Below are 25,144 nucleotides of genomic sequence, written 5' to 3'. Positions count from 1 at the left end.
ATTCTTTTATTTGTTAAAAATATACATTTTATAATAATATATTATATATTTTTATATATAAATATAAAATATTATAATATTTTTATCAATAAAAATATAAAAGATAGAGGTATAGTATTAATGAATGGTGCTGAATGCATAATTTATGCATTACAAATAAATAATATTAAAACAGTTTTTGGTTATCCAGGTGGAGCTATTATGCCATTATATGATGCATTATATAATGCACAAATAGAACATATATTATGTAGACATGAACAAGCTGCTGCTATGGCCGCTATTGGATATGCGCGTTCTACAGGATGTATAGGAGTATGTATAGCGACTTCAGGACCTGGTGCGACAAATCTTATTACAGGTATTGCAGATGCTATGGCAGATTCTATTCCTATTATAGCAATTACTGGCCAAGTACCATTATCATTAATTGGCACTGATGCTTTTCAAGAAACAGATATTATAGGTATGTCTTTAGGATGTACAAAACACAGTTTTTTAATTAAATCACCATCAGAAATATGTAATACAATTAATAAAGCATGTATTATTGCATTATCTAATCGTCCTGGACCGGTTTTAATTGACATACCTAAAGATATACAATTAGCTAAAAATATAGCTATTGATTATAATAATAAATATGCAAATAGTAAAAATAATAAAATTATTAATTGTATAAATAGTAATATTATTAAAGCTAATAAATTAATAGAAAAATCTAGTATGCCAATCTTATATATTGGTGGTGGAGTAAATATTAGTAATGCTATTATTATATTACGAACATTTATAAATTATACAAAAATACCAACTGTAGTTACATTAAAAGGGTTAGGTACTATATGTCATACTTATCAATATTATTTAGGTATGTTAGGCATGCATGGTAATAAAGCTGCAAATTATGCAGTACAACAATGTGATTTACTTATTGCAGTTGGTGCAAGATTTGATGATAGAGTTACTGGAAATACAAGAGAATTTGCTCCTAATGCTAAAATTATACATATAGATATAGATGATGCTGAAATTAATAAAATTTGTTTAGTAGATATTGCATTATTAGGAGATGTTAAAGATATAATCCCATTATTATCTAAACCTATTAATATTACTGTATGGCAAAAATATATTATAAAACTTAAAAAGAAATATTCATGGATTTATAATGTTAATTATAATATAAATAATAAAATTTATGCTCCTATATTTTTAAATAAATTATCTAATATGTTAAAAAAAAACACAATTATTACGACTGATGTAGGACAACATCAAATGTGGGTAGCACAACATATGTTTTTCTCACATCCTAGAAAATTTATTACTTCTAGTGGATTAGGCACTATGGGGTTTGGGTTACCAGCAGCAATTGGTGCACAAATTGCTTATCCAGATGATCAAGTGATTTGTATTTCTGGAGATGGTTCTTTTGTAATGAATATACAAGAATTAAGTACTATTAAACGTAAAAAATTACCCATTAAAATTGTTTTATTAGATAATAAACGTTTAGGAATGGTAAGACAATGGCAACAAATATTTTTTAATAAAAGATATAGTGAAACTATATTATGGGATAATCCGAATTTTATAGTATTAGCTTCTGCTTTTGGTATAGATGGATGTAGTATTAATAAATTTAGTGAAATTGATAATGGTTGTAAACAAATGTTAAGTACACAAAACGCTTATATATTACATGTAACTATTAATGAACATGATAATGTTTGGCCATTAGTACCTCCTGGAAAAAGTAATGATCATATGATAGAGCAAGATTAAATGAAACAGTATAATTTATATATTACAACTAATATTAATCAAGATGTTATAGAACGTATAATAAGAATTATACGTCATAGAGGATTTATATTATACAATATGAAGATGAATACAGATAAGAATACTAATAAAATGCTTTTTCAATTAACTATTATGAGTTATAAGACTATAGAATTATTGGTTAAACAAATATTTAAATTAATTGATGTTTTAGATATTATTATTCGATAATCCAAATACTATAAATAATGCTGCTATTTTAATTAAAATAAGGAACATAATAATGTCTACCAAAAAAGCAGATTTTATTTGGTTAAATGGTAATATAATAAAATGGGAAACAGCAAAAATAAGTGTTATGACACATGCTTTACATTATGGCACTTCTGTATTCGAAGGTATAAGATGTTATAATTCTTATAAAGGTCCTGCTATTTTCCGTCATATAGATCATATTGAACGTTTATTTAATTCTGCTAAAATTTATCGTTTACCTTTAAAATTTTCTATGCAAGAAATTATACATGCAGTAAATTCAATAATTAAAATTAATAATCTTGTAGAAGCTTATATTAGAATTTTAGTATTTATTGGTGATGTTGGATTAGGTATTCATCCTCCAAAGGATTATTGTACAGATATAATGATTAGTGCTTTTCCATGGGACAATTATCTTAATACTAATAAAATTAATCAAGGAATTGATACTATGATTTCATCATGGCATAAAGTACAACCTAATACTATATCTAATATAGCTAAAGCTAGTGGAAATTATTTATCTTCGTTGTTAATAGGCAGTGAAGCACGACGTCATGGATATCATGAAGGCATAGCGTTAAATCATTTAGGATTTGTTGCCGAAGGTGCAGGAGAAAATGTTTTTATTATAAAAAATCATATTTTATTTACCCCACCGATTACTTCTTCAATATTGCCTGGCATTACTAGAGATTCAATTTTAAAAATTGCTAAGTTGTTACATATAACAATTAAAGAATCTTATTTATTAAGAGAATCTTTATATTTAGCAGATGAAATGTTTTTAACAGGAACAGCTGCTGAAATAACTCCTGTACGTAGTATAGATGATATATTAATAAATAATGGAGAAATAGGAAAATATACTCAAATTATTCAGAAACATTTTTTTAACTTATTTAAAGGGAAAATATACGACCAATGGAATTGGTTAGATTATATTCATTAATTATTAATAATTTAACAATATAAGAGATTTGATATGCCTAAGTATCGTTCGTTAATTACAACACAAGGTCGTAATATGGCAGGAGCTAGAGCATTATGGAGAGCTACTGGCATGAAAGATGATGATTTTACTAAACCTATTATTGCTGTAGTAAATTCATTTTCACAATTTGTTCCAGGACATATACATTTACGAGATATAGCAAATATTATTTCTAAAGAAATTATTCGACAAGGTGCAGTTGCTAAAGAATTTAATACAATAGCTATTGATGATGGAATAGCTATGGGACATAACGGTATGTTATATTCTTTACCATCTAGAGAACTTATAGCTGATTCTGTTGAGTATGTTATTAATGCTCATTGTGTTGATGCTATGATTTGTATATCTAACTGTGATAAAATTACACCAGGTATGTTAATGGCTAGTTTGCGTTTAAATATACCTACTGTATTTATTTCAGGTGGTCCAATGGAAGCAGGTAAAATTAATATAGATTCTGAAGATAAAAAAATAGATTTAGTTGATGCTATGGTTTATGCAGCAAATATAAAACAATCAACAAAAAATATTAATAATATTGAATTAAATGCTTGTCCTACATGTGGTTCTTGTTCTGGTATGTTTACTGCAAATTCTATGAATTGTTTAACAGAAGCATTAGGTCTAGCATTACCAGGTAATGGTACTTTATTAGCAACACATGCTAAACGTAAAAAATTATGCATTTTATCAGCACAAACAATAGTAAATATTACTAAACAATATTATCATCATAATGATATTACTATTTTACCTAGAAATATTGCCAACAAAAAATCATTTAAAAATGCTATTATGATGGATATTGCTATGGGGGGTTCTACTAATACTATTTTGCATATGTTAGCTTTAGCACAAGAAGCAAATATTTCATTAAAATTATTAGAAATAGATCAACTATCTAAACAAATCCCTTGGATATGTATGTTATCTCCAAGCACTAAACAATATTATATTGAAGATTTCCATAGAGCTGGTGGAGTAATAAGTTTATTAGGAGAATTATATAGAAACAAATTAATATATCCACAAGTTAAAAATATTATGAATTTAACTTTAGAAGAAACTATTCATAATTATGATATACAATTAACTAAAAATAAAAAAATTCAAAATTTTTTTATGTCTGCACCAGGTAATAAAAAAACTATAATACCTTTTTCACAAAATAATTTATTTAATAAATTAGATAATGATAGAATAAATGGGTGTATACGATCTATAAAACATGCTTTTAGTAAAGATGGTGGATTGGCTGTTTTATATGGTAATATTGCAACTAATGGATGTGTAGTAAAAACAGCTAGTGTATATAAAAAATTGTTAGTTTTTACTGGCAAAGCAAAAGTATATGAAAGTCAAGAAGCTGCAGTATATGGTATTTTACATAAAGAAATATGTCCTGGTGATGTTATAGTTATAAGGTATGAAGGTCCAAAAGGTGGTCCAGGCATGCAAGAAATGTTATATCCTACATCATATTTAAAATCTATGAATTTAGATAAAAGTTGCGCTTTAATTACTGATGGACGTTTTTCTGGAGGTTCTTCTGGTTTATCTATTGGTCATATATCACCAGAAGCAGCTAACAAAGGTTTAATTTCTATAATTGAAAATAATGATATTATAGAAATTAATATACCTAATCGAACAATACATTTAAATGTTTCTTCTACAATAATACAAAAAAGAATACAGATAGAGCAAAATAGAGGATATTTATCCTATACTCCTAAAATTAAAAGACATAGAAATATATCTATATCATTAAAAGCTTATGCGGCTTTAGTCACTGGAGCTGATAAAGGTGCAGTAAGAGATAAAAATAAATTATAAAACTATTAAATATTATATATTTTAAATATAATTATTTAATATAAAACACAACTTTTTTTAAATTATATTTTTTTATAAATATTATATATAATATTATTTATTATGAAAAATATTAGTAAAAATATTATTTTATTAATAAGTAAACATTTTTATAATATTTTTCATATATAGAACTATATAATAAATTGTATATAACTTTATATAAGGTTTATATTTATGAATAATTATTTTAATAACTTGAATTTTCGTGAAAAATTAAAAAATTTACAAAAATCTAGATTAATGCATATAAAAGAATTTATGTATGGAGTTGATATATTAAAAAATAAAAATATTGTTATTATTGGATGTGGTGCACAAGGGTTAAATCAGGGATTAAATATGAGGGATTCTGGATTAAATATCTCTTATGTATTAACACATAACGCAATAAAAAATCAAAATCAATCTTGGCAAAGAGCAATTAATAATCAATTTGTTGTTGGTACATATGAGGAATTAATACCACAAGCAGATTTAATAATTAATTTAACACCAGATAAATATCATAATATTGTATTAAAAAATATAAAACATTTAATGAAACAAAATGCAACGTTAGGATATTCTCATGGTTTTAATATTATAGAAGAAGGTGAACAAATACCAAATAATATTAATGTTATTATGGTTGCACCAAAATGTCCTGGTACTGAAGTAAGGGAAGAATATAAAAAAAATTTTGGTGTACCTGCATTAATTGCTATTCATCAATATACTAATAAACAATATGCTTTAGATATAACAAAAGCTTGGGCTGTAGCTATAGGCAGTCATAGAGCTGGAGTATTAGAATCTTCTTTTATAGCAGAAGTTAAGTCTGATTTAATGGGTGAACAAACAGTATTATGTGGAATGTTACAAACAGCATCTATTTTATTTTTTCAAAAACTAATTAATGAAAATGTAGATCATATATATGCATCACAATTTATTCAATTTGGTTGGGAATATATTACTGAATCCTTAAAATGTGGTGGTATTAGTTTAATGATGGATAGATTAGATAATTATAGTAAAATACATGCATATCAATTATCTCTAATATTAAAAAAAATACTCAAACCATTATTTAAAAAACATATGGATGATATTATTTCTGGACAATTTACAAAAAATCTTATATCAGATTGGAAAAATAATGATAATGATTTACTTCATTGGAGAAACAAATATCAACAAAATATATTTGAAAAAAGTATTGTTAATAATAAACAAATTGTTACAGAAAAAATAGTTTTTGAACGTGGTATCTTTATGATAGCTATTATTAAAGCTAGTGTTGAATTATCTTATGAAATTATGCAAGAAACAGGAATATCATCAGAATCAGCATATTATGAATCATTGCATGAATTACCTTTAATAGCTAATACTATTAAAAGAAAAAAATTGTATGAAATGAATAGAGTAATATCTGATACAGCTGAATATGGTAATTATTTATTTACTAATAGAGCTATACCTTTATTAAAGGATTTTATATTGAATTTAAATAATGAAGATATAGGTATTATTAAACCTACTATAAACATTACTAATATTAATTTAATGGAAATAAATAATAATATTCATAATCATCCTATTGAAATAACAGGCAATATTTTACGTAAATATATGACAAATATGAAGTCTTTTACATATTAAAATCAATATTAATATATTATAATATACTCTCTCTTGATATTAAAAGAGAGTATATAATTTATATATTTTATTATGTCATATATTTTATATTTTTATTCAAATACTTTATATAAATAATTCATTATTTTATCTATAAATAAAATGTAAATATTTAATAAATTAATAAATAATATTATTAAATAATTTTATGTTTTATACATTTTTTAAAAAATAATATTTTGGAGGATTCTTTGTTTAATGATAAAGCATGGTTAATTATGGAAGATAGTACAATATTTACAGGAAAATCTATTGGAGTAAAAGGGATAGTAACAGGAGAATTAGTTTTTAATACTTCTATGACAGGATATCAAGAAATTATTACAGATCCATCTTATTTTCAACAAATTGTAATATTAACTTATCCACATATCGGTAATGTTGGTATTTCTTTAGAAGATAATGAATCATCTAAAATATATTTAAAAGGATTAGTTATACAAAATATTTCTGAAATTGCTAGTAGTTATCGTAGTTATATGACATTAAAAAAATTTTTACAAACAAATAATATTATTACTATTACAAATATTGATACTAGAAAATTAACAAGATTATTACGTAATAAAAAAATTAATAAAGGATGTATTATTACAGGACAAAATAATATTAATAAAGATATACTAATAAAAAAAATAAAATCTTCACCAGGATTATCAGGAATTAATTTAGTTAAAAAAATTACAACTACAATGAATTATTCCTATATTTTTAATAAACTACATATTAAACATAATAATTCTATTATGCATATCATAGCGTATGACTTTGGTATTAAAACCAATATACTTAATATGTTAGTATTACGTGGATGTCGTATTACTGTAATAAATGCATACACTTCTTTTGAAGAAGTAATGAATTTAAATCCTGATGGTATTTTTTTATCTAATGGTCCTGGAGATCCACAACCATGTACATTTATTATTAATACAATTAAAAAAATATTAAAAACAGATATACCTATTTTTGGTATTTGTTTAGGACATCAATTATTAGCATTAGCTAATAATGCTATAATAACAAAAATGATTATAGGACATCATGGTAGTAACCATCCAGTTAAAGATTTAAAAACCAATAAAATATTTATTACTGCTCAAAATCACGGTTTTACAGTAAATCATAATAATTTTCCAAAAAACTTATATATTACACATATATCACTTTTTGATGGCACTATACAAGGAATACATCATCGTTATAAACCAGCTTTTGGTTTTCAAGGACATCCAGAAGCTAATCCAGGACCACATGATATATCTATTTTATTTGATTATTTTATAAAATTAATACACAAATATTGTTATAAGAAATATAAGAGTATATAAAATATGCCAAAACGTACTGATATAAAAAGTATTATTATTATAGGTTCTGGACCTATTGTTATTGGACAAGCATGTGAATTTGATTATTCAGGAACACAGGCTTGTAAAACCTTAAAAAAAGAAGGATATAAGTTAATTCTTGTTAATTCTAATCCTGCAACGATTATGACCGATCCTGATATTGCAGATGTAACTTATATTGAACCAATACAATGGGAAATTATTGCTAAAATTATTGAAAAAGAGAAACCTGATGCAATTTTGCCTACTATGGGAGGTCAAACGGCTTTAAATTGTGTATTAAAATTACATGAAAAAAATATTTTAAAAAAATTTAACATATCTATCATTGGCATAACAATAGAAGCTATACATAAAGCAGAAAATAGAAATACATTCAGTAATATAGTTAAACAAATCGGATTAAATATGGCAGTATCTTATACTGTACATAATCTTAAAGAAGCATTAAATTGTGTAAATCAAATAGGTTTTCCATGTATTATACGTCCTTCATTTACTATGGGAGGCAGTGGAGGTGGAATTGCATATAATTTAGAAGAATTTAAACAATTATGTCTCAATGGTATAGATTTATCACCTATTAATGAATTAATTATTGACGAATCATTAATGGGTTGGAAAGAATATGAAATGGAAGTTATTAGAGATAAAAATGGAAATTGTATTATTGTTTGTTCTATTGAAAATATTGATCCTATGGGTATACATACTGGTGATTCTATTACTGTTGCACCAGCACAAACTTTATCTGATAAAGAATATCAAAACATGAGAAACGCTGCTATTTCTATTATGGAAGCTATAGGTGTAAATTCTGGAGGTGCTAATGTACAATTTGCTGTAAATCCTAAAAATGGCAAATTAGTGGTAATTGAAATGAATCCTCGTGTATCACGTTCTTCAGCATTAGCATCTAAAGCAACAGGGTTTCCTATAGCTAAAATATCAGCAAAATTATCTGTAGGGTATACTCTCGATGAATTAACTAATGATATCACAAGTGATAAAATTTCTGCTGCTTTTGAGCCTACTGTTGATTATATAGTAACTAAAATACCTAAATTTAATTTTGAAAAATTTTATAATGTTAATGATAGATTAACAACACAAATGAAATCTGTTGGTGAAGTAATGGCTATTGGTAAAAATTTTCAAGAATCTATTCAAAAAGCATTGTGTAGTTTAGATACTAATCTTAGTGGATTTGATTCTAAAATTTTTATAAAAAATAAAGATAATATTGATAAAATTATATATGAATTACAATATCCAGGTCCTGAACGAATTAGATTTATAGCTGATGCTTTTAGATTAGGATTATCTATAAATAATATACATTTTTTTTCAAAAATAGATATATGGTTTTTACATCAAATACAAGAATTAATAAATATCGAACATAAAATTATTCATACAGGTATAAAATGTTTAAAAAATAAAGATTTTTTTTTCTTATTAAAACAAAAAGGTTTTTCAGATAAAAGAATAGCAATTTTAGTTAATTCTACTGAAGAAAATATTAGAATATTACGTTATAACTGTAATATACATCCTGTATATAAAAGAGTAGATACATGTGCAGCAGAATTTAATACTAATACTGCTTATATATATTCTACTTATAGTACTGAATGTGAAGCATATGTAACTAATAATAAAAATAAAGTTATTATTTTAGGTAGTGGTCCAAATCGTATAGGACAAGGCATTGAATTTGATTATTGTTGTGTTCATGCATCTTTAGCATTACGTCATAATAATTTTGAAACTATTATGATTAATTGTAATCCTGAAACTGTTTCTACTGATTATGATATCTCTAATCGTTTATATTTTGAACCATTAAATTTAGAAAATATATTAGAAATTATTAGAATTGAACAACCTAAGGGTGTTATTATTCAATACGGTGGACAAACTCCTTTAAATTTATCTTCTTTATTAGTTAAATTTGGAGTAAATATTTTAGGCACTTCATCTAATACTATTGATATTGCTGAAAATAGAGAAAAATTTAAAAATATTATTCAAAAATTAAAACTTAAACAACCTGATAATTATATTGTTAATAATTTAGTTGATGCTATACATAAATCAAATATTATTGGCTATCCTATAGTAATACGTCCATCATATGTTTTAGGTGGGAGATCTATGGAAATAATATATAATCAAAATGAATTACAAAAATATTATAATCATCATATTAAAGAAGATATGCCAATATTATTGGATAAATTTTTAGATAATGCTATTGAAGTAGATGTTGATGCTATTTGTGATAAAACAGAAGTTTTTATTGGTGGTATTATGGAACATATTGAACATGCTGGAATACATTCTGGAGATTCTGCTTGTTCTTTACCTACACGAACTTTGACTAAAGATATTATAAATAATATTAAATCACAAGTTAGAAAAATAGCTATGACATTAAAAATTTGTGGATTAATAAATATTCAGTTTGCTATAAAAAATAACATAATATATTTAATAGAAGTTAATCCGAGAGCATCACGTACTATTCCTTTTATTTCAAAAGCAATTGGTATACCTATGGCTAAAATAGGAGCATTAGTTATGATAGGTAAAAAATTATCTGAATTACATGTTACTAAAGAAATTATTCCTAATTATTTTGCTGTAAAAGAAGTTATATTACCATTTGATAAATTTTATGGGATAGATCCTATTTTAGGACCTGAAATGAGATCCACTGGTGAAGTTATGGGGTTGGGAAGAACTTTTGCAGAAGCTTTCGGAAAAGCTATATTAAGTTCTAAAAATAATATTTGTAAAAAAGGTATAGTATTAATTTCTGTAAAAAATCAAGATAAAGAATATATCATTCCATTAGCAAAACAATTAATTCAATATGGTTTTAATATTGAAGCAACACATGGCACTGCTAAAGTTTTAAAACAATCTAAGTTAAAAGTAACAATAGTAGAAAAAAATATAAAATTAAAATCTAATATTTTTAATAATATTAAAAATAAAAAATATACTTATATTATTAATACTACAGATAAAAAATCTATTAAATCATCTAAATTTATTCGTATTTATGCTTTACAAAATAATATTTATTACAATACTACTATTAGTAGTGCTATTGCTACAATTTTATCAATGAAAAGTAATCCAAAACATCATGTCTATGCTTTACAAGAATTACATAAAAATTTAAAAAAACATTATTAATATTTATTATTATATTTTAATTTAACATTGTATATTTTATAATATATTATTTAATCATAAATATATATTTAATTTTCAAAATAAATAATTAAACAGTAAAATATACAATGTTAAAACATAATCAATTAAATAATAATGTATTAAGATTTATGCAATTAGATGAATGGAAATTAATTACTATAAAGGGGCCAGATAGCAAAAATTTTTTACAAAATCAGCTAACAATTGATATGAATAAAATAAATAATCATAATTTTTATTATGCATCACATTGTACTGCACAAGGTAAAATGTTAACTAATATGCAAATTTTTCAATGTGATTTAAATTATTATGGATATATCATTAGAACTAATATAGTACAATCATATTTTAATTTTATTAAAAAATATACAAAAATTTATAATATAAATATTCAATGTTCTGATAAAAAAATCTTAGGATGTTCTGGATTCAATATAGATCAAATAATAAGTATTATATTTAAATATTATAAAACCAATAAATTATTTTTTATATATAAAAAAAATATTTTTTTAAAATTTTTAACACCTGTAAATAGATATTTAATAATTTTAAATTCTAATACTTATGATAAGGTAATAAAATATCTTAATCAAGCTCATATACCATTATATAATAGTGATTTTTGGACTAAATTTAATATGGAAATTGGTTATCCTATTATTGATAATTATAATTTTGGAAAATTTATACCACAACAAGTAAATATGAATAATTTTTATGCTATTGATTTGAATAAGGGTTGTTATTTAGGACAGGAAATATTAAACAGATATTTTTTAAAAAAAATCAATACACACAAACTATATTTATTAGAAGGAAAAATTAATAAAATTAAACCTCAAATACACAGTTTATTAGAAATAAAAACAGATTATTTGTTAAATAAATATACTTTTATCAGTAGTAAAATTTTAACTTTATATAATTTTAAAAATAATATTTGGTGGATACAAGTATTATTACGTAATAATATTAATATTCATAATATTAATAATATTAGATTCATAGAAGACAAACAAAGTAATTTTATTATTAAAAATTTTTAATTATTGATAATATATAATAGTTATAAAATCAATAGTATAATTATAAAAATATAATATTATATTTGTTACCGTATAAAAAATATGCCCGAAGGTGGAATTGAACCACCGACACGGGGATTTTCAGTCCACTGCTCTACCAACTGAGCTATCCGGGCAATATTTAAATACGAATTTATTATGACAATATTTAGTATAATACGTCAAGAGTTTTATATGAAATATAATTCATTATTTTAAAATAAAATTGACAAGTATTAAATCTATACTTATAGATAATGTTGTTACTATTAATCCTGGTATAAAAAATGAATGATTAATTATATATGTACCTGTTTTAGTTGATTTAGTATCATCTATTTGTATAGCATGTAACATTGTGGGATAAGTAGGTAATAAAAATAATGCAGATACTGCAGGAAAGGTACTAATAATCATGTCTAATGGAATTTTTAATTCAATTAAATGAGGTATAATAGTTTTTGTTGTTGCTGCTTGAGAATAAAATAATGAAGTTATTAAACACAAAATTATTGATAACATTCCTGGTTTATATTTAATAATATATAATATATAAAATTTTATTATTTCTATATTAGCATTAATAAAAGTATTACTTAACCAAGATACTCCCATAACACATATACAAGAATTTATACCAGACTGAAAAATTTTTGTTTGTGTAATTTGATTAAATGATATTTTACATATAAGAGATATAAATAATGATATCGTAAACATAAACAATATAATTGATTCAGTTCTAGGTAAAATAATATTTTGTTTGTATATACTACTTATAACAGTATTATATACTAACATAATAATAATACCTATAATAAATATAATTAAAGAATATTTACTTTTATTATTTAATAAATAAATATTTTGTAAGATTTGATTATTATAAACATATTTTTTTTTGTTATATAATTTATACCAATAACTTAAAATAATAGATGTTATTAAAACTGATATAAATGTCGAGGGAATCAAAATCAATAATAATTTATTATAACTAACACCTAGAGGATTTAATAATTTAGATAAAAGTATTAAAGATGCTGATATTGGTGAAGCAATAACAGCTATTTGAGATGCTATTACAGATATGGATAATGCATAAACAGGTTTAATCCCATATTTTTTTGTAATATTTAGTATTATAGGAAAAATAAATAATGCAGTATAACTAGTTCCTGTAATAATTGTTATAAAATATGTCATCATAGGTGCTATAATAATAATATATTTAGGTTTATTAGATAATATTTTATCTATATAAAATATTATGTAGTTAATACCACCAGCTAAATGTAATGTAGAAATAGTAATAATAACAGCTAATATAATTTCTACTACATCAAATGGAATATCTCCAACAGGTTGATGAAAAAATAATGTTAAAATTAATACACCAACATAACTACATAATCCTAACCCAATACCTCCGAATTTATTACCTAAACATATAAGTGTGAGGACTATGATAAATTCAATAATTAACATATTTAAACCTTAATTTTAACCTAAAAACTTATATATCAGAAGATATAAATAAAAATATAAATGTTAATATATATTTAATAATAATATATCTTTTAAAATATTAAAAATTAAAATAAAAAAAATATATATAGGACTTGAAACAGAGTATATAAGTCCTTATCTTTCTGGTCACATTGATTAAATAAATTTAATTATATTAATTTAATAATATATGTTATAGACTTCTTCAAAAAGGAGAATAATTAAAAATGAATATTCGTCCATTACATGATCGCGTTATTGTAAAACGTCAAGAAGTTGAGTCAAAATCAGCTGGTGGAATTGTATTAACAGGTTCCGCAGCAGGTAAATCTACTAGAGGTGAAGTTATTGCTGTAGGTAAAGGACGTATACTAGATAACGGAACAGTAAAACCATTAGATGTGAAAAAAGGTGATATTGTTATATTTAATGATGGTTATAATGTTAAAACAGAAAAAATTGATAATGATGAATTTTTAATCATGTCAGAAAGTGATATTTTAGCTATTGTTAAATAATTAAATAGATTATCTATATTTATTAAATATACCTAGCTTAATTAATAAACATTAAATTAAGGATACATAAAATGTCAGCTAAAGATGTAAAATTTGGTAATGATGCTCGCATAAAAATGTTAAGAGGTGTTAATATATTAGCAGATGCAGTAAAAATTACTTTAGGTCCAAAAGGTAGAAATGTAGTTTTAGATAAATCTTTTGGTGCCCCTGCCATTACTAAAGATGGTGTAACTGTTGCAAGAGAAATTGAATTAGAAGATAAGTTTGAAAATATGGGAGCACAAATGGTTAAAGAAGTTGCTTCCAAAGCTAATGATGTGGCAGGTGATGGTACTACAACAGCTAGTGTGTTAGCACAAGCTATTGTAAGCGAAGGTTTAAAAGCTGTTGCTGCTGGTATGAATCCTATGGATTTAAAAAGAGGTATTGATAAAGCAGTTATTGCAGCTGTAGAAGAATTAAAAGTTTTATCTGTACCTTGTTCTGATTCTAAATCTATTGCACAAGTAGGTACTATCTCAGCTAATGCTGATGAAGCAGTAGGTGACCTTATAGCAAAAGCTATGGAGAGAGTTGGGAAAGAGGGTGTGATTACAGTAGAAGAAGGTAGTGGTTTACAAGATGAGTTAGATGTTGTAGAAGGTATGCAATTTGATAGAGGTTATCTATCTCCTTATTTTATTAATAAATCTGAATCAGGTACTGTAGAATTAGAACATCCTTATATTTTATTAGTAGATAAAAAACTATCTAATATTCGTGAAATATTACCTGTATTAGAAATGGTAGCTAAGGCAAGTAAATCATTATTAATTATTGCAGAAGATGTAGATGGTGAAGCATTAGCAACTTTAGTAGTAAACACTATGCGTGGTGTTGTTAAAGTAGCAGCTGTTAAAGCACCTGGTTTTGGTGATCGTCGTAAAGCAATGTTACAAGATATTGCTGTTTTAACAGGTGGAAATGTTATTTCTGAAGAAATAGGTTTAGAATTAGAAAAAACTACACTAGATGATTTAGGACAAGCAAAACGTATAGTTATTAATAAAGATACTACAACTATTATAGATGGTATGGGTCAACAGCAAGACATTTCTGGACGTGTTAAACAAATCAGACAACAAATTGATGAAGCTACTTCTGATTATGATCGTGAAAAATTACAAGAGAGAGTGGCAAAATTAGCTGGTGGTGTTGCAGTACTTAAAGTAGGTGCGGCAACAGAAGTAGAAATGAAAGAAAAAAAAGCTAGAGTAGAAGATGCTTTACATGCTACTAGAGCTGCTGTAGAGGAAGGTGTTGTTGCCGGTGGTGGTGTTGCTTTAGTACGTGTAGCAGCAAAATTAATGAATCTTACTGGTAATAATGAAGATCAAAATATGGGTATTAAAGTTGCATTAAGAGCTATGGAAGCTCCTTTACGTCAAATAGTATTTAATTCAGGTGAAGAACCATCTGTAGTTGCTAATAATGTAAAAGATGGACATGGTAATTATGGTTATAATGCTGCAAGTGAAGAGTATGGTGATATGATCAAATTTGGTATTTTAGATCCAACTAAAGTAACAAGATCAGCATTACAATATTCAGCATCTGTTGCTGGTCTTATGATTACTACAGAATGTATGATTACTGATTTACCAAAAGATGAAAAAGTAGAAATGAATAATACACCTCCAGGTGGAATGGGTGGTGGAATGGGTGGTATGATGTAATTTAAATTACATTTAATATTTAAAATATTTTAATTATTAATATATTGATAAAAGCTGTGCTTATAAATTAAAAAGCACAGCTTTTGTCTTTTAATATTAAATTAACAAATATATTTTTTATTTTGATATTTTATTTCTTTTACCACTTTAGGTATTAAAAAACCTGATAGTTTTGTTTTTATTGATTTTATAATATTTAAAGCTTTTTTTTCTGAAACAAAGAAATGTTTGCTACCATGAACTTTATCTAAAATATGTAAATAATAAGGTATAATTCCTATATTAAATAATTTATTACTTAGTTTTATTAAAATATTTGGGTGATCATTAATATTTTTAAGTAGAACACTTTGATTAAGAATTGTTATGCCAATGTTTTTAAGTAATATAATTTTTTTATATAATTCTAAAGTAATTTCATTAGCATGATTTATATGTGTAACAATTACAATTTTAATTGTATGCATTTGTAAAATTTTTAATAAATTCGTTGTGATACGTGATGGCAGTATTGAAATCATTCTGGTATGTATTCTTAATATTTTAATATGTGTTATTTTTACTATGTCTTTAATAAAATTATTTAATTTATTATCTTGTATCATTAAGGGATCACCACCAGAAAAAATAATTTCATTAATATGTATATTTTTTTTTATATATAATAAAATTTTATTCCAATTTTCGTTTTTTAAATAAAAATTATTTTTTGTATTTTTACGAAAACAATATCTACAATGTATAGCACATATTCCAGTTAATAATATTAATAATCTATTTTCATATTTATGTAACATTCCTGGTATTTGATATGTTTCATTTAATGGATTTTTTGTATAGTTATTATATATAATTGTTTCTTCTTGACAAGGAATAAATTGTAATAATATTGGATCATTTAGATCATTATATTTTATATTTTTTATAAAATTGTGAGGTATTTTAACTGAAAAATATTTGTAATTTTCTTTTATAAGAAATAATTTAATATTTTTTTGTGTATGAAATATTTTAATATAATTATTATTATTAATAATATTTGATAATTGTTTTTGCCATATTTCTTTCATAAAATTATATACCATAAATATATTTAATATATATATGTAACCTTATATGATAAAGGATAATCATGATAAATTATTTTAGTAATAATTTTAAAGTAGGAATGAAATTTATTTTTTTAAATGAACCTTATATTATAGAAAAAAGTGAATTTATTAAACCAGGGAAAGGTCAAACTTTTACTAGGATTAAAATGAGAAATTTAATTACTGAAAAATTACTTGATAAAACTTTTAAATCTACAGAACATTTAAATACTGCAGATATATTTGAACATCAACTAATTTATTTATATTGTGAAAAAAACTATTTTTATCATTTTATGTTTAAAAAAACTTTTGAACAAATTATGATTAATAATAATATTATTAAAAATAAAATAAAATGGTTATTACCACAATATAATTATAACATAACATTTTGGAATAAATTACCAATTTTTTTAACATTACCTAATTTTATAAATCTGAATGTTATAAAAACTAATATTATTATGAAAAATAGTACAATCAATAATATGAATAAACAAGCAATATTAAGTAATGGAGAAATGATTAAAGTACCTAATTTTATAAATATAGGTGATACTATTAAAATAGATATAAGAAAAAAAATATATGTTTCTAGAATTAAATAATATATTAAAATTAAAAATAATGAATATGAAATGGAAACCTAATATTAGTAATAAAAATATTATAAAAAGAGCTTATTTTATTAAACAAATCAGAAATTTTTTTGATAATAGAAATTTTATTGAAGTGGAAACTCCAATATTAAGTCAATCAGGAAATACTAATGTTTATTTACATCAATTAACTACTAAATTAGTTTATAATAGTAAACATAGCAAAAAATTATATTTAGTAACTAGTCCTGAATACCATATGAAAAGAATATTAGCTGCAAAAATTAAAAAACCTATTTATCAAATATGTCATAGTTTTCGAAATGGGGAATATGGGCAATATCATAATCCAGAATTTACTATGTTAGAATGGTATTGTCCTAATTTTAATTTATATAATCTTATTGATATGGTACAACAATTTTTTCTATTTTTACGTTTTCCAGTTTTTAAAAAGATATCTTATAAAAATATTTTTCTCAGTACTCTGAATATAAATCCTTTTAATACTAATCATAATATATTGTTTAATATATTTAAAAAATTAAAATTAATACATTTATATAATAAAAATGAAAATATTTATATAATGATTCAAATATTATTTGATCTTTATATTATTCCTAAATTAGGATTTCACTATCCAGTATTAATATATAATTTCCCTGCTTATCAGAAAACAACAGAAATGATTAATAATAATATTGCAATTAGATTTGAATTATTTTATAAAGGTGTAGAATTAGGTAATGGGTTTCAAGAATTAACTAGTAGTGATGAACAATATAAAAGATTCGAAGAAGATAATAAAAAACGTTGTTTAATGAAATTACCTCAAAAAAAAATAGATTATTATTTATTAAAAGCTATGAAATCTGGTATGCCAAATTGTTCTGGTATGGCTATTGGTTTAGATCGTTTAATTATGTTTTTATGTAAAACCAAATCTATACATGACATAATAAGTTTTTCGATAAAACAATCATAATATAGATTATGGTGATATATACACAATATAATAATTTTTTATATAACATTATTCATAATATTAAATATTTATTTAACAAATATCTTATAAAAAATATTTTTATAACGTTAAATAATAGTGGTGTAATTATGTTAGTATGGATAGATTTAGAAATGACAGGATTAAATCCTAATAAAGATAAAATTATAGAAATTGCTATAATTATTACTAATAATGATTTAAAAATTATGAGTGATAATATTGTAATAAATATTTATCAACCCAATAACATAATATGTAGTATGGATTCATGGAATAAAAATATACATTATAAAAATGGGTTAATTGATAAAGTAAAAAGTAGTAAAATTAATGAACAACAGGCAGAAAAAATTATTTTAAATTTTTTAAAATTATGGGTTCCACCACAAACTGCTCCTATGTGTGGTAATAGTATTTGTCAAGACAGAAGATTTCTTTATAATTATATGCCTAATTTAGAAAATTATTTTCATTATCGTAATATAGATGTAAGTACAATTAAAGAATTAGTAAAAATATGGCATCCTCAAATTTACAAAAATTTTAGTAAGATAAAAACACATCATGCTATAGATGATATTTATGAATCTATAAAAGAATTAAAATTCTATAAAAAATTTATTTTTTGTTTATAATTATTGAAAATATATTGACAAAATAATAAATATAAATTTATTATAAGTGATATTATATTTTATTTATTAATATATAAAATATATTGCGGGAATAGCTCAGTATGGTAGAGCACAACCTTGCCATGGTTGGGGTCGCGAGTTCGAATCTCGTTTCCCGCTTATTATTTTATATTTTTTCTACTAATTTTATATTGTCTTATATATGTCTATTAAAACATTATCAGCAGACACTATTCAAAAAATTACTTCTGGAGAAATTATAGATAGACCATCTTCGGTTGTAAAAGAATTAATTGAAAATAGTATTGATGCTAAATCTACTAATATTAAGATTAATATTGAAAAAGGTGGCATGAAAATAATTGAAATATATGATAATGGTTTAGGTATGAATAAAAATGATTTATTATTATGTATAAATAGATATACAACAAGTAAAATAAAACATTTTCATGATTTAAACAAGATTAAAACCTTTGGATTTAGAGGTGAAGCATTATCTAGTATAAAAAATATATCTAAAATAACTATTTTATCTAATACTAATACACAAAAAGTAGGCTGGAAACTATATACACAAGGTTGTAATAAACAAATATATTTATATCCTATAGCTCATCCTAAGGGAACTACGATATTTATATCTGATCTATTTTATAATATTCCGGTTAAAAAAAAATTTTTATCTGATGAAAGAATTGAATTTATTTATATTAAAAATGTTATTAAAGCTATTGTTTTAATATCATTTCATATAAAAATTATATTTTATTATAATAAAAAAATAATTTATAATTTTGAAAAAGTTACAAATAATTTGTCTTATATAAAAAGAATTAAAAAAATATGTGGTATAGATTTTATTAAAAATAGTTTTCATATACGTTATATATATAAACATTATAAAATATCTGGTTGGTTAAGTTTTAATAATAATTTATCTAGTAGATATATTTTTGTAAATAAACGTATTATTCATAATACTTTTATAAATAGAACTATACAAACAATATTATATAATCAAAATCAAAATATAAAAAATATTAAATATTCATTTATTATTTATTTAACAATATTATCGCATAAAATTAATGTAAATATACATCCAAAAAAAACAGATGTAACGTTTTATGATATTAAATCTATATATAATTTAATCTATTATAGTATTATAAATAAATTTATATATAAAAATAATATATTTAAAAATAAAAATATTACTTCTAACGTAGATAAATATAATTTTTTTAATACAAAAAAAAAAATTATAAAAAAAAATATTAATAATATTAAACATAATTTATTGATACATAATAAAAATATAGATATTATTTCCTTAAATAATTATCCATTATATAATTTTAAAAATTTTGGTACAATATTAACTATTTTACATAATAAATATATTATTGTACTAAAAAAAGATATTTTATATAAAATTTTTATTAAAGAATTGGAATTATTATATTTATATAATATAATGAGTTATCATATTATTCAAAATAATAAAATTAAAACAGTAAATATTAGTTTATTTATTACATTAAATTATAAAGAATATTTTTTTTATAAAAAGATCAAAACATATTTAATATTATTAGGTTTTAATTTTTATGAAATAAATTATGTTACAATATCTATCACAAAAATACCTGTTATACTATTTTCAGTTAGTATAGATATATTATTTATGAAATTAATATATGATGTATCTATGCAACAAAATTTAAATATAAATGATATAAAATTTTGGTTAATTAATTATATTATTAACTTAAATAAAATATGGCAATATAATAATATTATTAATTTATTAATGGAATATGAAATGTTTATGTTAAATAAACAAATTATGTTTATAGATAAATTATTTTATCCTATAAATATATAAATATTAAATGAATAATAAATTACCAATAGCAATTTTTTTAATGGGTACTACTGCATCTAAAAAAACCCATATAGCTATGAAGTTGGCTCATGTATTACCAATAGAATTAATTAGTGTTGATTCAGCATTAATTTATAAAAAATTAAATATTGGTACAGCAAAACCTAATAAAAATCATCAATTTTATAGTAAACATTGGTTAATTGATATTAAAGAACCATATCAGAAATATTCTGTTTATGATTTTTATCAAGATACTATTAATATTATGTGTAATATTACAAAAAAAGGTAAAATACCATTATTAGTTGGCGGTACAATATTTTATTATCATAGATTAATGAATGCTATGTCACCATTGCCTAAATCAAATCAATATATAAGAAATATAATTTTTCAACAAATAAAAAATAAAAAATTTAGTTCATATCATAATATGTTATGTCAAATAGATCCTATTAGTGCTAAAAGAATTCATTTTAATGATACAAAAAGAATTATTAGAGCAATAGAAATATTCTTTATTACTGGCAAAACTTTAAGTACATTAATTAAAACTCCAGGACCAATATTACCATATTATATTTATCAATTTGCTTTAACATATTTTAATCGTGATCAATTGTTTCAATCTATTACGCAACGAATCATGGATATGATAGATTTAGGTTTTGAATCTGAAGTACGTTATCTAATTAATAATCAATATTTAAAGGAAGATTATCCTGCTATGCATTGTATTGGATATAAGCAAATGTTATATTATATTCAGAATAAAATAAATTTTTCTAATATGATTAATGATATTATTAAAATGACAAAGTATCTATCTAAAAAACAAATAACTTGGTTAAAAAAAATAAATAATATTCAATGGTTTGATAGTACTTATGAAAATAAAATTTATGATACTATTATTAAATTAGTTAAAAATAGTATATATAAATAAATATAAATATTTTTTAATTTTATAAAATTCATAAAACATGATATATTATAGTTTTTAAATATTAACAAAAATAAATATGGAAGACATTATATTTGGAATACATCCTATTATAAGTTTATTAAAAAATAATCCTAAAATATGTAAAAAATTATTTATTTTAAAAAATAAAAAAAAGTCTAAAATAATACAACAATTATTTTGTTATATAAAAAAATATAATATTTGTATACAACAAGTTGATAAAAAATGGTTAGATAAACAAACACATAATAGAGTACATCAAGGTTTGTTAGCTTATATTATTCACAAAAAACATTATCAACAAAATGATATCATGTATTTACTTAATAAATTAAAAAATCCATTTATTCTTATATTAGATAATATTACAGATCAACATAATATAGGAGCTTGTATAAGAAGTGCTGTAGCTGCTAACATTAATATAATTATTATACCAAAACATTTTACAGCTAAAATTAATGCAGTAGCAAGAAAAACTTCTTGTGGCACAACAGAATTAGTTCCTATTATTTTTGTAAAAAATATAATACAAATTCTTATTTTATTTAAAAAACATAATATTAATATTATTGGTACTGATAGTACAAGTAATAATTTGATTTATAATTATCATTTTACATATCCTTTATGTTTAATAATAGGTTCTGAACACAAAGGCATAAGACCATTAATAAAAAAAAAATGTGATATAATATGTTCAATACCTACATTTAATAATGTAGAATCATTAAATGTTTCTGTAGCAACAGGCATTATTTTATTTGAGATAATAAGACAAAATAATATTAAATAAATATTATAAATTAATATTTTTAAAAATATAAATTATTTATTTTTATGTTAAATATATTTTATTTTTTTTTTTTAAACAGAGTATTATTATGAATAATATTTTATTATCAAATTTTATATTACCACCATTTAATAAAATTAAATATGATCTAATACTAGAAGCAATAAAAATAATTATTAATAATTGTTATAAAAATATTGAATCTTTAATAAAGAAACATAAAAATAACTATACATGGGATAATTTTTGTCAACCTATTTTTGAATTAGATGAACAATTAAACCGTGTATTTTCTATCATTAATCATTTAAATTATGTACAAAATACAAATAGTTTAAGAGATATATATACAAATATTATAAAAATAGTTACAAATTATAATTTATGGATTAGTAATCATAAAGAAATTTATAATATTTATAATTATATTAATAATAATGATATAGTTAATAAGAAATTAAATAAATTACAAAAAATTTCTATTAATAATATTTTACGTGATTTTAGATTATCTGGTATTTTATTAACTAAAGAAAAAAATATCATATATAATCAAATTATTAAACGTTTATCTATATTACAAATTAAATTTAATAATAATATTTTTGATAGTTCTATATCTTGGAAATATAATGTATTAGATCAAAAAATATTAGAAGGAATACCTAAAAATATTATTATTATCTTAAAAAAACAAGCTATTAATAAAAAAAAACAAGGTTATTTAATTACATTAGATTTACCTATTTATTTATCTATTTTAACACATAGTAAAAATATTTATTTAAGAAAAAAAATATATTATGCTTATAATGTAAGAGCATCAACATTAGACACAAATATTAAATGGGATAATTTTCCTATTATCATGGAAGAATTATCATTACGTTGTAAATTATCTAATTTATTTGGATATCATACTTATTCACAACACTCTATAATTACAAAATCTGCACAAAAATTAGAAAATGTACTTAATTTTTTAAATAAACTTGTTAAATTAGTTAGCTTACAAGCAAAACAAGAAGTATATGATTTAAAATTATTTATAAAAAAAAAATATAATATAACAGATTTTAACCCATGGGATATTATGTTTTTTTCTGAACAATATAAATCTTATTTATATAATATTAATGATGAATTAATTCGTGAATATTTTCCAATTGATAATGTTATATTTGGTATGTTTACTTTAATCAATAAAATATATGGTCTTGTTTTTAAAAAAAGACAAGTAGAAATTTGGGATCCATATGTTATATTTTTTGATGTATTTGATAAAAATAATATTTTATGTGGAAGTATATATTTTGATTTATATATACGTCAAAATAAAAGAAGTGGTGCATGGATGGATATATGTCAAACAAGAATGTTAAAAAGTAATAATAAGCTACAATATCCTGTAGCATATGTTAATTGTAATTTTAATTATGAATCTGAACATATTACATTATTAAATCATACTGAAGTATTAACATTATTTCATGAATTTGGACATGCATTACATCATATTGTTTCTAAAATAAATATAACTAATATATCAGGAATTAATGGAATTCCTTTAGATATAGTAGAATTTCCTAGCCAATTTATGGAATATTGGTGTTGGGAACCTAAAGTTATTAAATTAATTTCAAGACATTATCAAAATAATATATCTATGCCATCCTATCTTATAAAACGTTTAATAGATTCTAAAAAATATCATGCTGCATTATATTTAATGAGACAATTAGAATTAAGTTTATTAGATATTAATTTACATAATATAAACAACAATAATATTAATAAAACACATATTATTAAAATAATAAATAATATTAGAAAAAATATCATTACAATATTACCTATACCTTCATGGAATAAATCATTAAACAGTTTTAGTCATATTTTTGGTGGTGAATATTCTGCAGGATATTATAGTTATTTATGGGCAGAACAATTAGCTGCAGATGCATTTGATTATTTTAAAATTAATGGATTATTTAATCCTATAATTGGAAAAAATTTTTTTGATAATATTTTATCTATAGGATGTTCTCAAAATATTTTAGTTGCATTTAAAAAATTTCGTGGCAGAGAATTAAATATTCAATCTTTAATCAAACATAAAGGTATAAAAATATAAATTTATCATATAATATA

At 22.2% G+C, this 25,144-nt stretch carries 19 protein-coding genes and 2 tRNA genes; 18 read left to right on the top strand and 3 right to left on the bottom strand.

What is annotated here, in order from left to right:
* The first annotated feature begins 120 nt into the window (after positions 1–120).
* The 8 genes from ilvG (at position 121) to GJT85_RS00915 (ending at position 12,236) form a co-directional block, all read left to right on the top strand.
* Complete coding sequence (gene ilvG, locus GJT85_RS00950; RefSeq protein WP_208754360.1) at positions 121–1,788, top strand: acetolactate synthase 2 catalytic subunit; 1,668 nt, start codon at positions 121–123, stop codon at positions 1,786–1,788.
* The gene (gene ilvM, locus GJT85_RS00945) at positions 1,789–2,019 is read left to right on the top strand and encodes an acetolactate synthase 2 small subunit (protein ID WP_208754359.1); all 231 of its coding nucleotides are present in this window, start codon (positions 1,789–1,791) and stop codon (positions 2,017–2,019) included.
* Between the two features lie 52 nt (positions 2,020–2,071).
* The gene (locus GJT85_RS00940) at positions 2,072–2,998 is read left to right on the top strand and encodes a branched-chain amino acid transaminase (protein WP_208754358.1); all 927 of its coding nucleotides are present in this window, start codon (positions 2,072–2,074) and stop codon (positions 2,996–2,998) included.
* A gap of 33 nt (positions 2,999–3,031) precedes the next feature.
* Positions 3,032–4,879 (top strand): dihydroxy-acid dehydratase, encoded by a 1,848-nt coding sequence (ilvD, locus tag GJT85_RS00935; protein WP_208754357.1) that lies wholly within the window; start codon positions 3,032–3,034, stop codon positions 4,877–4,879.
* A 216-nt stretch (positions 4,880–5,095) separates the two neighbouring features.
* Positions 5,096–6,565 (top strand): ketol-acid reductoisomerase, encoded by a 1,470-nt coding sequence (gene ilvC / locus GJT85_RS00930; protein WP_208754356.1) that lies wholly within the window; start codon positions 5,096–5,098, stop codon positions 6,563–6,565.
* 218 nt (positions 6,566–6,783) lie between these two features.
* Complete coding sequence (carA, locus tag GJT85_RS00925) at positions 6,784–7,935, top strand: glutamine-hydrolyzing carbamoyl-phosphate synthase small subunit (protein WP_281351812.1); 1,152 nt, start codon at positions 6,784–6,786, stop codon at positions 7,933–7,935.
* Between the two features lie 3 nt (positions 7,936–7,938).
* Entirely contained in the window at positions 7,939–11,163 is a 3,225-nt protein-coding gene (gene carB, locus GJT85_RS00920; RefSeq protein WP_208754355.1) for a carbamoyl-phosphate synthase large subunit, read from the top strand.
* Between the two features lie 107 nt (positions 11,164–11,270).
* On the top strand, positions 11,271–12,236 hold the full coding sequence (locus GJT85_RS00915; RefSeq protein WP_208754354.1) for a tRNA-modifying protein YgfZ: 966 nt from the start codon (positions 11,271–11,273) through the stop codon (positions 12,234–12,236).
* 82 nt (positions 12,237–12,318) lie between these two features.
* Here GJT85_RS00915 and GJT85_RS00910 read toward each other — a convergent pair.
* A tRNA-Phe gene (locus GJT85_RS00910) sits at positions 12,319–12,391 on the bottom strand.
* Positions 12,392–12,464: 73 nt separating this feature from the next.
* Positions 12,465–13,742, bottom strand: coding sequence for an anaerobic C4-dicarboxylate transporter family protein (locus GJT85_RS00905; protein ID WP_208754353.1), 1,278 nt, complete (start codon positions 13,740–13,742; stop codon positions 12,465–12,467).
* A gap of 248 nt (positions 13,743–13,990) precedes the next feature.
* On the opposite strand from GJT85_RS00905, the gene GJT85_RS00900 reads away from it, so the two are divergent.
* Together GJT85_RS00900 and groL are read left to right on the top strand one after the other, a co-directional pair.
* Entirely contained in the window at positions 13,991–14,281 is a 291-nt protein-coding gene (locus GJT85_RS00900; protein ID WP_208754352.1) for a co-chaperone GroES, read from the top strand.
* Positions 14,282–14,352: 71 nt separating this feature from the next.
* Positions 14,353–15,999 (top strand): chaperonin GroEL, encoded by a 1,647-nt coding sequence (gene groL / locus GJT85_RS00895; RefSeq protein WP_208754351.1) that lies wholly within the window; start codon positions 14,353–14,355, stop codon positions 15,997–15,999.
* 101 nt (positions 16,000–16,100) lie between these two features.
* Here the strand turns inward: groL and GJT85_RS00890 are convergent, their stop codons facing one another.
* Positions 16,101–17,069, bottom strand: a complete 969-nt coding sequence (locus GJT85_RS00890) for a KamA family radical SAM protein (RefSeq protein WP_211080552.1) — start codon at positions 17,067–17,069, stop codon at positions 16,101–16,103.
* Positions 17,070–17,131: 62 nt separating this feature from the next.
* On the opposite strand from GJT85_RS00890, the gene GJT85_RS00885 reads away from it, so the two are divergent.
* The 8 genes from GJT85_RS00885 to GJT85_RS00850 all read left to right on the top strand — a co-directional run bounded on the left by GJT85_RS00885 (position 17,132) and on the right by GJT85_RS00850 (position 25,127).
* Positions 17,132–17,701 carry an elongation factor P gene (locus tag GJT85_RS00885; protein WP_208754349.1) on the top strand — a complete coding sequence of 190 codons (570 nt, stop codon included), beginning with the start codon at positions 17,132–17,134 and terminating at the stop codon, positions 17,699–17,701.
* The gene (gene epmA, locus GJT85_RS00880) at positions 17,682–18,680 is read left to right on the top strand and encodes an elongation factor P--(R)-beta-lysine ligase (protein ID WP_246212320.1); all 999 of its coding nucleotides are present in this window, start codon (positions 17,682–17,684) and stop codon (positions 18,678–18,680) included. Before GJT85_RS00885 ends, epmA begins: the two co-directional genes overlap by 20 nt.
* A gap of 128 nt (positions 18,681–18,808) precedes the next feature.
* Positions 18,809–19,336: an oligoribonuclease gene (gene orn / locus GJT85_RS00875; RefSeq protein WP_211080555.1), complete on the top strand. Its 528-nt coding sequence runs from the start codon at positions 18,809–18,811 to the stop codon at positions 19,334–19,336.
* Between the two features lie 85 nt (positions 19,337–19,421).
* A tRNA-Gly gene (locus GJT85_RS00870) sits at positions 19,422–19,495 on the top strand.
* Between the two features lie 43 nt (positions 19,496–19,538).
* A complete protein-coding gene (gene mutL, locus GJT85_RS00865; protein ID WP_208754348.1) occupies positions 19,539–21,227 on the top strand; it encodes a DNA mismatch repair endonuclease MutL in 1,689 nt (562 codons plus the stop codon).
* Positions 21,228–21,234: 7 nt separating this feature from the next.
* Positions 21,235–22,176, top strand: a complete 942-nt coding sequence (gene miaA, locus GJT85_RS00860) for a tRNA (adenosine(37)-N6)-dimethylallyltransferase MiaA (RefSeq protein ID WP_208754347.1) — start codon at positions 21,235–21,237, stop codon at positions 22,174–22,176.
* 76 nt (positions 22,177–22,252) lie between these two features.
* Positions 22,253–22,993 carry a 23S rRNA (guanosine(2251)-2'-O)-methyltransferase RlmB gene (gene rlmB, locus GJT85_RS00855; RefSeq protein ID WP_208754346.1) on the top strand — a complete coding sequence of 247 codons (741 nt, stop codon included), beginning with the start codon at positions 22,253–22,255 and terminating at the stop codon, positions 22,991–22,993.
* 88 nt (positions 22,994–23,081) lie between these two features.
* A complete protein-coding gene (locus GJT85_RS00850; RefSeq protein WP_208754345.1) occupies positions 23,082–25,127 on the top strand; it encodes a M3 family metallopeptidase in 2,046 nt (681 codons plus the stop codon).
* The last annotated feature ends 17 nt before the right edge of the window (positions 25,128–25,144 follow it).

The organism is Enterobacteriaceae endosymbiont of Neohaemonia nigricornis (genome assembly GCF_012571795.1).
In the GTDB taxonomy this organism is placed as follows: Bacteria; Pseudomonadota; Gammaproteobacteria; order Enterobacterales; family Enterobacteriaceae.
Note: the sequence above shows the minus strand (reverse complement) of the source record. Positions and strands in the feature narration are given on the sequence as shown.